At 30.2% G+C, this 12,141-nt stretch carries 10 protein-coding genes; 6 read left to right on the top strand and 4 right to left on the bottom strand.

Going from position 1 to position 12,141, the window contains the following annotated elements:
• Nucleotides 1-72 precede the first annotated feature (72 nt).
• The 6 genes from gldK to Q0T35_RS04230 all read left to right on the top strand — a co-directional run bounded on the left by gldK (nt 73) and on the right by Q0T35_RS04230 (nt 6,556).
• Nucleotides 73-1,485 carry a gliding motility lipoprotein GldK gene (gldK, locus tag Q0T35_RS04255; RefSeq protein ID WP_293917468.1) on the top strand — a complete coding sequence of 471 codons (1,413 nt, stop codon included), beginning with the start codon at nt 73-75 and terminating at the stop codon, nt 1,483-1,485.
• A gap of 53 nt (nt 1,486-1,538) precedes the next feature.
• Nucleotides 1,539-2,213, top strand: a complete 675-nt coding sequence (gene gldL / locus Q0T35_RS04250; RefSeq protein ID WP_293917469.1) for a gliding motility protein GldL — start codon at nt 1,539-1,541, stop codon at nt 2,211-2,213.
• Between the two features lie 31 nt (nt 2,214-2,244).
• A complete protein-coding gene (gene gldM / locus Q0T35_RS04245) occupies nt 2,245-3,771 on the top strand; it encodes a gliding motility protein GldM (protein ID WP_293917472.1) in 1,527 nt (508 codons plus the stop codon).
• Between the two features lie 27 nt (nt 3,772-3,798).
• Nucleotides 3,799-4,734, top strand: coding sequence for a gliding motility protein GldN (gene gldN / locus Q0T35_RS04240; RefSeq protein WP_293917474.1), 936 nt, complete (start codon nt 3,799-3,801; stop codon nt 4,732-4,734).
• 104 nt (nt 4,735-4,838) lie between these two features.
• Nucleotides 4,839-5,879, top strand: coding sequence for an FAD-dependent oxidoreductase (locus Q0T35_RS04235; protein WP_293917476.1), 1,041 nt, complete (start codon nt 4,839-4,841; stop codon nt 5,877-5,879).
• Nucleotides 5,880-5,884: 5 nt separating this feature from the next.
• Complete coding sequence (locus tag Q0T35_RS04230; RefSeq protein ID WP_295841080.1) at nt 5,885-6,556, top strand: rhomboid family intramembrane serine protease; 672 nt, start codon at nt 5,885-5,887, stop codon at nt 6,554-6,556.
• A 101-nt stretch (nt 6,557-6,657) separates the two neighbouring features.
• Here the strand turns inward: Q0T35_RS04230 and Q0T35_RS04225 are convergent, their stop codons facing one another.
• The 4 genes from Q0T35_RS04225 to Q0T35_RS04210 all read right to left on the bottom strand — a co-directional run bounded on the left by Q0T35_RS04225 (nt 6,658) and on the right by Q0T35_RS04210 (nt 12,074).
• On the bottom strand, nt 6,658-7,929 hold the full coding sequence (locus Q0T35_RS04225) for a DUF2851 family protein (RefSeq protein ID WP_295841079.1): 1,272 nt from the start codon (nt 7,927-7,929) through the stop codon (nt 6,658-6,660).
• Between the two features lie 103 nt (nt 7,930-8,032).
• On the bottom strand, nt 8,033-9,316 hold the full coding sequence (locus Q0T35_RS04220) for a citrate synthase (RefSeq protein ID WP_293917482.1): 1,284 nt from the start codon (nt 9,314-9,316) through the stop codon (nt 8,033-8,035).
• Between the two features lie 308 nt (nt 9,317-9,624).
• Nucleotides 9,625-10,917: a phosphopyruvate hydratase gene (gene eno / locus Q0T35_RS04215; protein ID WP_293917486.1), complete on the bottom strand. Its 1,293-nt coding sequence runs from the start codon at nt 10,915-10,917 to the stop codon at nt 9,625-9,627.
• 104 nt (nt 10,918-11,021) lie between these two features.
• Nucleotides 11,022-12,074: a lactonase family protein gene (locus Q0T35_RS04210; RefSeq protein WP_293917488.1), complete on the bottom strand. Its 1,053-nt coding sequence runs from the start codon at nt 12,072-12,074 to the stop codon at nt 11,022-11,024.
• Nucleotides 12,075-12,141: the final 67 nt, after the last annotated feature.

Here is a 12,141-nt window from a genome sequence, read left to right as displayed (position 1 = left end):
GACAAAAAAATTTTTAAATAAAATAAAAAAATAGTAGTTTTACAATTTTTAAAAAGAAATATTTTGGTTATAATGAGAAAAATATTATTACTCTTATTGGCAGCAACAACAATAATTTCTTGTAAATCGACCAGGAAAGGTAAAGCAGGAAAGCCGGGAGTTAAAGGAGAGGTTGTAATTACGGAAAAAGGTCAGCAATGGAATAATAAAAAACCTTATGGTATGGTCCCTATTCCAGGTGGAGCTTTTGTTTTAGGACAGTCAGATATGGATTTCACAGGAACAAATACTAAAGCGCCTTTAACTACCGTTACAGTTTCAGCCTTTTATATGGATGACACAGAAGTAACAAATGCAGAATATAGAGTGTTTGTTAAATATGTTAGAGATTCAATTGTTCGTTCACTTTTAGCAGAAAGAGGAGGTGAAGAAGGAGGAGAAGGAATTGGAAAATATTCATATTTAAATAAAAAATCAGAAAAAGAACAAACTGCATATCAACAGATGTTAGAAGAGCAGGGAGGAAGAGATGGTTACGATGAATCTAAAAAATTGGATTGGTCGGTTCCATTAGAATGGAATACCTCACGATATCCTGACGTTGCCTATGCAGAAGTATTGGAATCTTTATATTACCCACCTGAAGAAAGATTTAACTACGAAAGAGTTATTGATCCAAGAAAGTTAATTTATCAATTTACCTGGATAGACCAACTTGAAGCTGTGAAAAATAAAGGAAGAGGTGAAGATTTCTTAAAAAGAGAAGAGATAGCTATTTATCCTGATACTACTGTTTGGTTAAGAGATTTTAATTATTCATTTAATGAACCCTTATTTGAGCAATATTTCTGGCATAAGGCCTACTCTAAATATCCTGTCGTAGGTGTAACTTGGGATCAGGCAAGAGCTTTCTGTGCTTATAGTACAAAATCTAAAAACGATTTTAATCAAAGTAGAAAAAGAAAACTTGATAAAATATTTCCCTATAGACTACCTTCAGAAGTGGAATGGGAATACGCAGCAAGAGGTGGTCTTGAAAATGCTCCTTATCCTTGGGGAGGCCCTTATCTAATTGACGATAGAGGCTGTTATTTGGCTAACTTTAAACCTAAGCGAGGTGATTATATGGAAAGTGAGAATGGATTCTTATATACAGCTCCTGTAAAATCTTTTCTTAAAAATGGATTCGGTCTTTATGATATGGCAGGTAATGTATCTGAATGGACCATTTCAGCTTATAACAATAGCTCCTATATTATATCATCCACATTAAATCCTTATTTAGGTAACAGAATTGAAGACCCGAGAAAAGTTATTAAAGGCGGTTCATGGAAAGATATCGGATACATGTTAATGGTTAACGAAAGAGATTGGGAACATAAAGATTCTGCGAGAAGTTTTATTGGATTCAGAAGAGTTCAAACCATACCGGAAGGAGCTAAAGGAAAATTTCCACCTATAAAAAAACAAGCTCCGGTAAGATAAAATATAATTATAAAATAAATAAATATTAAATATAAATAATTAAATTTAAAAAGATGGCATTGAAAACAAAAACGAAGGATAAGGTATTAAATATGGTGTACTCATTGGGTGCAGCAGTAGTTATCGTTGGAGCATTATTTAAAATTAATCACTGGGGATTAGGGCCTATTACAGGAAGTACTATACTTGCAATAGGATTAATTGTAGAAGCATTTATATTTGTAGTATTTGCATTCGATCCACCTCCAGCAGAATATGAATGGGAAAAAGCATATCCTGAATTATTAAATGGTGCACCGGCAGGAAAAAAATCAAAGCCGCAGCCGCAAATGCAAGAAGCAGAAATCTCATTATCTAATAAATTAGATGAAATGCTTTCTCAAGCTAAATTAGATGCAGGATTACTAGAAAGACTCCGCGGAGGAATTGAAAACTTTGGTAATGCTGTTGAAGGCATAAACAAAACAGTGGAAGCAAGTTCAGTTACAGAAAAATACAAAAATCAGTTAAGTATAGCTTCTTCACATTTGGAACGCCTAAATGCATTGTATCAGTTACAATTAGATAATGGTAAAATTTATACTGAAGCAAATCAAAAATTTGTTGATGATTTATCAAAAGCTGGAGAGTATTCACATACATTCCAACTACAATTAGCTGAATTAACAGCAAATCTAAATAATTTAAACAAAGTATATGGTGGTATGCTTAATGCCATGAAAGCTTAATAATTTTAAATTAAAAATTAAATAAGTAAAAATGGCAGCAGGAAAACAGACACCACGCCAGAAGATGATAAACCTAATGTATTTAGTGTTTATATCAATGCTGGCAATGAATGTGGATAGAGAAATTTTGCGTTCTTTTGAAGGAATTAATGAATCCTTGCAATTATCCACAAAATTAACTGATGAAAATAATAAAACCTTTTACGAACAGATAGAGGCTAAAAAAGCTGAAGGAAAAGAAGGATATGAGGAAATAGCTAAAAAGTCCGATGAAGTAAAAAATCAAGCAAAAGAAGCTATAGACGCGATTCAAAATGTTAAAAAGAATCTTACAGAAATAGCTGACTATAGACCTCCTTCCGCGGGAGAAGAAACAAACTATAATTCTCTTCAAAATACAGATGTAGTTAATAAAGTATTCTTTGTTAATGATAATACTCCAACTAAGGAGGTACAAGAGATGATTACGAAAGTTCAAAACTTTACAAAATTTATACTTCAAGGAGCAGGAGAAAATGCAAAAATGAGAATTGAGCAATTGTTCGATTTTTCAGATAAACAAAATAAACCTTGGGTTGTAAATCAATTTTATGATCAACCTATGATTTCTGCACTAACAAATCTAACAAGATTAGAATCTAATATTAGAACGGAAGAAGGAAATAGGGTTAGAGATTTATTAGCTAATAAACTTGAAGATGAAATAGAATTGAAAGCATTTGTACCTATAGTATCCGCTCCAAAATTCGTTAGAGCAGGAGAAAAATTCAATGTTGTAATCGGTTTTGGAGCCTATGATAACACTCTTAAAGGATCAATTACATTAAACGGACGTAATATTCCTTTATCAGGTGGAAAAGCGGTTGTTAATATGGTAGCTTCGGGTATAGGAAAACAAAGTTTATCAGGAAATATATCTTATCAAACTCCAGGAGGGATAAAAACTGAAAAATTTAATGAAACTTACGAAGTTGTTCAAGATGTTGTTAAGGATTTACCGACAGGCGGTACAGTTGTTGCAGATAAAATGAATGTTGTTTATAGGGGAGTTGATAATCCAATGAGTGGTTCGGTTACCGGTGTAGATGCATCAACAATAAGTATGACCACATCTAATGGTAGTCTATCAAAATCTGGTAAAGGGTGGATTTATAAAGCCGGATCAGGCACAACGACATCATTTACAATTTCAGGAAAAACATCTTCAGGAAAAACAGTTTCTACTACTGTAGGGTTTAGAATTAAAAATGTACCAAAAGCACAAGGAACTATACGTGGAGCAAATGTTGTAAGTATGCCAGGTAGCTCTGTACCTAATCAAACTGTATCTGCTGCTATACCGGATTTCGAATTCCCGGTTACATTTAATGTAACAGGATTCAAATTGAAAAGACCAGGTGCGGCTGCAAGACCATATTCTGGTAATTCATTGAGAGCTGCTGCTGATTATCTTAAAGGTTTAAAATCGGGAGATCAAGTATTAATATTTGATATCGCTGCAACTGCTTCAGGAATATCTCAACAAAGTATTTCACCGATACTTATCAATGTTCAATAATAAAGAAATTAATAATACTATTTTAACATGAAATCTTTACTAATTAGTTTGGCAATCTTAACATGTTCAGGAGCATTCGCACAAAATATATTAAATGCTAAATCACCTGTTGAATTAAGAGAAATGAGAGAAGAAAGGTATGATATTGTAAATGGTACAGATACAATCTCTACTGCTCCTACTGTATTACCTTATGGATATATTGAAGATAAAGATATTCTATGGTCTAAAGTAGTATGGGAGATTATTGATTTAAATGAAAAATTAAATCAACCATATTATTATGCACACGACGATGTATCAACAACTTATATCTCTTTATATGATGCTCTTTTTAATGGAATAGATTCAGGGAAAATTACTGAAGTTTATGACGATGATAACTTCACATCAAGGATTTCTCCAGAAAATCTCCAAAATAAGATTCAAGCTATAAGAGAATCGGAATGGCTTCAAGATAAAAGGGCATCTGGTGAAGAAATTACTGCGCAAGATTTGATTGAAGGAGTGGATAATTATAAGACTGATACTCGTAGTGTAAAATTGATTAAGATTAAAGGAATGTGGTATATTGATAAGCGACTTGGGCAAATGAAATATCGTTTGTTAGGGCTCGCTCCGATGGGGCCTGATCCACAAGTGCTTGGTTTAACTGAGGCTACCATGTTAGGCTATCAAGGAGATGATGAGATGATTGATTTATTCTGGATATTTTATCCTGGAGCTAGAGAAGTATTATCAAGTTGTACAGTGTTTAATCCTAAAAATGGATCTTCATATATTACTTATGATGATGTATTAAATGCTAGAAGATTTAGTTCCATTATATATAAATCTCAATCTGAATATGGAGATGGATTGATTACAAATTACATTCCAGGTGATGCAAAAGCTCAGCTTGAAGAGAGCAATAGGATTAAAAATGAAATTCTACAGAAAGAAAATAATATGTGGAATTACTAATGATAATTTTTTTTAAATGTATATATAGTCCTGAATCAAATTTTTGATTCAGGATTTTTTTTAAATTTGCTTATGATTAACACTACTTTTGATTATAAAATATTATGGTAGATTACCTTATTGTCGGACAAGGATTAGCTGGTTCATGTTTGGCTCACAAACTTCATAAAGAAAATAAATCATATAAAATCATTGATATTGTTTCAAATTCTGCATCATTTGTATCCTCAGGAATGTATAATCCTGTAGTATTAAAAAGGTTTACACCCGTTTGGAATGCTGAACCTGAGATTGAAAAATTATATCAAGTATTTAGAGAATTTGAAGATTTATTGAAAGTTAAGTTAGTATATAATTCAGATTTATATAGAATCTTTGCCAATGAAGATGAAGTAAAAACCTGGAAAAAAAAGTCTGAAAGAAATGAAAATTTAAAACCTTTTTTAGATACGGAAATTTATAATTCTATAAATCCATATATTAAAGCTGATTTCGGTATGGGTAAAGTATTTAAGTCAGGTAAAATATTTGTTAGAGAACTTTTAAGAGAATTCAGAAAATTCTTACTTAAAAATAATAGTTTGATAGATGATATTTTTGATTTTAGTTTTTTAAAAAAAGATAATGGATTTTACAATTATAAAGGAATTAAAGCTTTAAAAATTGTTTTTTGTGATGGATATGCTTTAAAATATAATCCTTATTTTAGCTATCTTCCTATGGAAGGCGTCAAAGGTGAAACTATGGTTATTCATGCAAATGGATTAGAACTTACTGATATTGTGAAATCTAAGGTTTTTATTATGCCTATGGAAAAAGATTACTATTATGTGGGTGCTACCTATCATTATCGTGAAATTAATGATGAAATATCTGAAGAAGGACAAAATGAATTAATTACTAATTTAAATAAATTTTTAAAAATAGATTATAAGATAATAAAAAAATTTGCAGGAATACGACCAACAGTAGTTGATAGAAGACCTCTCTTAGGAGAACATCCTGAATACGAAAATATGTTTATTCTTAATGGATTAGGAAGTAGGGGGGTGATGTTAGCACCAACGATGGCTAATGAGCTCTATGAATTCATGGAGAATTCAAAAGAATTACTTTCTGAGGTCAATATTAAAAGATTTAATTAATATAAATGGGAAATTCAAATATTATTGTAATAGGTATTATTGTTATTACTAGTATAATCAGTATCAAAGGATTTAATGATCAAGAATTTTTTGATAGATACAAATTCAATATAAGAGCAATCTTAATAGATAAGCAATGGGATAGAATGATAGTTTCTGCTTTTTTACATGGAGATATAGCTCATCTTTTTTTTAATATGTATACCTTTTATTTCTTTTCAAGTTTAGTATTAAATTACGGTACTATTTTATTTATACTAACTTATTTCGGCTCAATTATTGGGGGAAATACATTAGCATTGTTGATGCATAAAAATAATCCGTATTATAGCGCTATAGGAGCGTCTGGAGGAGTGTCTGGGATTTTGTTTGCATCTATCATTTTAGATTCTCAAATTCCAATTGGAATTTTTCCTTTGCCTTTTTCAATTCCAGGATGGATTTTTGGTATTATTTATTTGACATATTCATTATATGGAATGAAGACTCAATTAGGTAATATTGGTCATGATGCGCATTTAGGGGGAGCAATCTTTGGTATTTTATGTGGACTAGGGTTTGTATTTTTGTTTCCCAACCATCCTTATATATATTTTAATCCTTTATATTTTTTATTAATGATGATACCTCTTGTTTATTTGGTCTTTATTTCTTTTTTCAATGATAAAAATAAGTAGAAATATCATAACTTTAAATTTCTGTAATTATTGAATAATAAGGTGTTAGATACAAGAAAATACACAAGGCTAAAATTAAAAATAAAAAAAGTTCAAAAATATTATTTTAAAATTCTAAATCCTATTTCACAATTTAAGCATTGTCTTTTTAAACATTTATTATTATATAAATATAAGAATGCCTGAGAATCTAAAGCTGACTTACATTTAATACCTAAATTTTTATAATTGGATATGATCGAATTATTTTCGTGTTCAATCTCGTAAAGGATTTCAAAGATTTCTTCATCTAAGGAATTTCCAATGCTTTGAGAATAAGCAAATTTTATAGGTAAAAAAGCATTAAGAATTAATAAATTTTTTTGAGATATAGATAATTTTTTTTCGAAATATTTTGTTGTTTTTTTATCGAATACATAATGATCATTCCAATATATAGAAGCTTTTACGTCGTCTAGTAATTGATAATATTGCTGAACTGTTTTTATTCCTATTACATAAGAAAATAAATTCTGATATATGGATAGTAAATTTGCAAGTTGAGATAATCTGAGAGAAGGAAAATTAAAGGGTCTCAGTCTCATGTATTTTATTTCGATTAATTGCGTTGGAATGTTATATTTTGATTGTATAAATTTATATTCATTGAATAAATTTTGTGGATAATCATCCATATAATTGTTTAATTCATGAGTGACTCCAAATAATAAGGATTCCATATTAAATTTATTTTTTGAAATCTTTCGGATGATCTTATAATCTATAGATAAAAATATCTGTTCAAAAGCTTCAGCATTAATTTTTAGACCAAATGTGTATGCTAAAACAGCACCAAGGGTGGCTTCCCAATCATTCTTTTTTAGTTTGAGAATTTGGTAAATATGCTCACATTTACTTTTGAGTTTTTCTAAATACAGATTTTCAGAGAAATTTAAAAATTCTGAATCTAAACAATTACTGATTAACTTTTCACAAGGAATAAAATCGAATGAATTTTCTTTTAAAAAAGTATAATTATTCTTAATTTCATCACATATATAAGTTTTCAATTCAAGGATTGGAAATGATGAGTTATGAATTTTACAATCTTTGTCATCGAACTCATATACTACATGTAATATTACATTTTTATAGCTTTTGTTATGGTCATGTTTATGTTTAATCCAATCAGATGATCTTACGTGAATTTCAATATTACCATTCCATTCAACAGAATCAATTTTTATTTTAGCAAATAAAAAATCAGGTCCGGCATTCGTATTATAAGTACCGACATTAATAATATCAATTTTTTTCCCTTCTATAGTATATAAATGTAGAGTATTAAATTTTTTAAATTGCCATATATGATGCAGTAATTTTTCTTTTATCATGGAAGTAGTTCAAAGTAATTAATAAGATAAAAGTAATAAAAAATAAAAAAGTTTTAGCCAATAAGCTAAAACTTTTTTAGTGATTTTTGTAGAATAAATATTATTATCTTTTTTCAATATCTACGTAATCGCGTTTTGGACTACCTATATAAATTTGTCTTGGTCTATTTATTGGCTCACTATTCATTCTCATTTCTTTCCATTGTGCAATCCATCCAGGTAATCGTCCTAAAGCAAACATGATGGTAAACATTTCTGTAGGAATGCCTAATGCTCTATAGATAATTCCTGAATAAAAATCAACATTTGGATATAATTTCTTTTCAATGAAATAAGGATCATTTAAAGCTACTTCTTCTAATTTTTGGGCAATTTCAAGAGTTTCATCTTCAACACCTAATCTACTGAATACGTCATCAGCAACTTTTTTAATTACTTTAGCTCTAGGATCAAAATTTCTATATACCCGATGTCCAAATCCCATTAAGCGGAAGCTGTCATCTTTAGATTTAGCCTTATCAATCCATTTTTGAAGATCTCCGCCATCATTCTTAATCATTTCTAACATTTCGATTACCGCTTGATTTGCCCCTCCATGTAATGGTCCCCAAAGAGCAGAAACTCCTGCGGAGATGGAAGCAAATAAACCTGTTTGAGCAGATCCTACCATTCTTACAGTAGAAGCAGAACAATTTTGCTCATGATCTGCGTGTAGTATTAACAGCTTATTAATGGCATCTACCACAACTTCATCAATTTCTAAATCTTCAGTAGGCATTCTGAACATCATTTGATAGAAGTTATGTGGATAATCTAATCTATTATTGGAATAATTTAGGGGTAAACCTAGTTTTAGGCGATAAGTCCAGGCGCATAAAACAGGAAATTTACCTAAAAGTAATGTATATGCATTATATAAGTCTCTTTCTGATTTAACATTTACAGCATGAGGATTGAAGGCAGTTAAAGCACTTGTAAGCGTTGATAATACCCCCATTGGATGCGCAGAGCGAGGAAATGCTTTTAAAATTTGTTTCATTTCTTCACTTACCAAGCTATTCTTTTTTATATCTGCTTCAAATTGATTTAATTGTTTCAACGTTGGAAGCTCGCCTTCTAATAATAAATACATAACCTCTGTAAAGGTTGATTTTTTTGCAATTTGTTCAATAGGATATCCTCGATAATATAATTGGCCTAAATCTCCATCGAGGTATGTAATTTTACTCTTTGTGGCACCTGTATTCTTGAAGCCAACATCTAAAGTAATAAGTCCAGTCTCATCTCGTAGTTTAGAAATATTTATACCTCTGTCCCCTATAACACTCTCAACAATCGGATATTCATATTCTTTGCCTTCATAGGATAATTTTACTGTGTCTGACATATTTAAGTTCTTTCTTATTTTATTAGTTGTTTTATGCTTGTGAAATATATGAAATTATATTATTCGAAAAAAAAATTATAGATGAAATATTAAAAAATAGGTGCATAAATAACGAATCTTTAAACAATTGTTAAGAGGTATTTTCTTTTTTATTAACAGTAAATAAAAAATTTAATTTTAATAAAATTGAAAAATTTCAACTATTGTTAATTCTGATATAAGATAAATTTTTCAATTTATCATAATAAAAAACGGAAAGATTTATTAAACCCTCCCGTTTTTTTATTTATGTTTAATTTAAAATTAAATTATCTTTTAACTTTAAAAGCTTTAAATTGAGGGTAAACTGCTACTTCACCTAAACTTTCTTCAATTCTTAATAATTGATTGTATTTAGCCATACGATCAGATCTTGAAGCAGAACCTGTTTTAATTTGACCGCAGTTTAAAGCTACAGCAAGATCAGCAATTGTGTTATCTTCTGTTTCTCCTGAACGGTGAGACATTACTGCAGTATATCCAGCATTTTGAGCCATTTGTACAGCGTCAATAGTTTCTGTAAGAGTACCGATTTGGTTAACTTTAATTAAAATTGAGTTACCCACTCCTTGTTTAATACCGTCTTCAAGTCTTTTAACATTGGTTACAAATAAATCATCTCCAACTAATTGGACTCTTTTACCTATTTTTTCAGTAAGTATTTTCCATCCGGCCCAATCATTTTGATCCATACCATCTTCAATTGAGATAATTGGATATTTTTCTGTTAATTCAGCTAGATAAGAAGCTTGTTCTTCACTTGTTCTAACTTTACCTCCTTGACCTTCAAAAATTGAATAATCGTATTTATTATCTTTGAAAAACTCGGAAGATGCACAATCTAATGCTAACATAACGTCTTGACCTGGAGTATATCCAGCTTTTTTAGTCGCATCTAGAATGGTATCTAATGCATCTTCAATATTTTTAAAGTTTGGAGCGAAACCACCTTCATCCCCAACAGCAGTACTTAAGCCTCTGTCATGTAAAACTTTCTTTAGAGAGTGGAATATTTCTGCGCCCATACGAATAGCAGTAGTATAACTATCTGCAGCAACCGGCATAATCATAAATTCTTGAAATGCTATGGGAGCATCAGAATGAGCACCAGCATTGATAATATTCATCATTGGAACAGGAAGTACTTTACCATTTACTCCTCCTACGTAACGATATAAAGGTAGACCTAATTCTTTTGCAGCAGCTTGAGCAACGGCTAAAGAAACACCTAATATAGCATTGGCGCCTAATTTTCCTTTATTAGGAGTTCCATCTAGGTCAATCATTGTTTTATCTATTAAAGCTTGTTCAAAGACATCAACTCCAACTAATTCAGGTGCAATAACATCATTTACATTTTCAACAGCTTTTAAAACTCCTTTTCCTAAATATTCTTTTTCTCCGTCTCTTAATTCAACAGCTTCATATTCACCGGTAGATGCTCCAGATGGAACAGCAGCTCTTCCCAAAGTTCCATACTCAGTGATTACATCAACTTCTACTGTTGGATTACCTCTGGAATCCAAGATTTGTCTTGCATGAATTTGTGCTATTAGACTCATAATATTATAAAATTTGTTTGTTAAAATTTTATACAAAAATACTCATTTATTAATATATAAGAGGTATGAATAATCGTTTTTTTATTGTAAAACACTTTAGGCTTTTAAGGTGAAATAAATTTTAAGCATACAGGCATATCTAACTTGATGTTTTGATTGGTATCATGCAATAATCCGTATTTTAGATCAATCGAAAATACTTGAATGGTGTCACTATCTTGATTGGCTACTATTAAAAATTTACCATTAGGAGAAATTACAAAATTTCTAGGGTTAATATTGGTTCTCTCATAATCTATAGGAGTTAATTTCCCTGTATTTTCATCAATTTTAAAAATTGAAATACCGTCTTTTTTTAAACGATTAGATGAATATAAAAATTTCCCGTTAGGATGTATATGGATATCCGCGCTACCTTCAGCTTTATATTCATCTGAAATTGTTGTTTGAATCTCTTCTAAATTACCATTTGTATATCTAAAGGCAACTATAGTCCCTCCAAGTTCATTTATAAGATAAGCAAATCTTTTGTTTTGATGGAAAACAAGATGACGTGGACCTGAACCAGGAGCCACATTAATATAAGCAGGGGTGCAAAATGTGAGGAAATTACTTTCTTCAGAATAATTTACTTTGAATTTATAAATTCTATCACTACCTAAATCTGTAGCAAAAAGATAATCATAATCTGGTGAAAAAACGGTACAATGAAGATGTGATTGATTCTGTCTTACATCGTGTATGCTGCTGCCTGAAAAGTTAACTTGTTGGATCATAGGATTTAAGCTTCCGTCGGATTTTGTTTTAAATACGGAAATACTTCCCCCTATATAATTTGCTGTTACTATATATTTATCTTGAAGTTCAATGGTTATATAACAGGGAGCCGCACCAAATGCAGATTGAGAATTTTGGAATGAAATTTTTCCTGTTGCTTTATTAAAAAAGAAAGAATTAACTATAGAACTTTCTTTGTCATCATTTTCACTCACTGAGTATATATGATCTTTTTTATGGTTAATTACCAAATAAGAGGGATTATTTACAGATACACTATCAATAAAAGAGGTATTACCGGTTTCAGAATCGAAATCATAAATATAGATGCCGTTACTCTCTCCTTCGGTATAAGTACCTATTACTAAATAGAATTTCATTTTCTTTTTTAGGTATTAAAATAATTAATTTAAATTAGTGAAAAATATTTATATAAAATTATAAATT

Source organism: uncultured Apibacter sp., assembly GCF_946479295.1.
GTDB lineage: Bacteria > Bacteroidota > Bacteroidia > Flavobacteriales > Weeksellaceae > Apibacter.
The sequence above is the reverse complement of the archived record's forward strand: the minus strand, read 5'-3'. Positions and strand labels throughout refer to the sequence as shown.

What these genes read in the sequence shown, in the direction of transcription:
- gldK (WP_293917468.1), top strand. Translation starts at nt 73, where the DNA reads ATGAGAAAAATATTATTACTCTTATTGGCAGCAACAACAATAATTTCT.
- Q0T35_RS04230 (WP_295841080.1), top strand. Translation starts at nt 5,885, where the DNA reads ATGGGAAATTCAAATATTATTGTAATAGGTATTATTGTTATTACTAGT.
- Q0T35_RS04225 (WP_295841079.1), bottom strand. Translation starts at nt 7,929, where the DNA reads ATGATAAAAGAAAAATTACTGCATCATATATGGCAATTTAAAAAATTT.
- Q0T35_RS04235 (WP_293917476.1), top strand. Translation starts at nt 4,839, where the DNA reads ATGGTAGATTACCTTATTGTCGGACAAGGATTAGCTGGTTCATGTTTG.
- Q0T35_RS04220 (WP_293917482.1), bottom strand. Translation starts at nt 9,316, where the DNA reads ATGTCAGACACAGTAAAATTATCCTATGAAGGCAAAGAATATGAATAT.
- Q0T35_RS04210 (WP_293917488.1), bottom strand. Translation starts at nt 12,074, where the DNA reads ATGAAATTCTATTTAGTAATAGGTACTTATACCGAAGGAGAGAGTAAC.
- gldL (WP_293917469.1), top strand. Translation starts at nt 1,539, where the DNA reads ATGGCATTGAAAACAAAAACGAAGGATAAGGTATTAAATATGGTGTAC.
- eno (WP_293917486.1), bottom strand. Translation starts at nt 10,917, where the DNA reads ATGAGTCTAATAGCACAAATTCATGCAAGACAAATCTTGGATTCCAGA.
- gldN (WP_293917474.1), top strand. Translation starts at nt 3,799, where the DNA reads ATGAAATCTTTACTAATTAGTTTGGCAATCTTAACATGTTCAGGAGCA.
- gldM (WP_293917472.1), top strand. Translation starts at nt 2,245, where the DNA reads ATGGCAGCAGGAAAACAGACACCACGCCAGAAGATGATAAACCTAATG.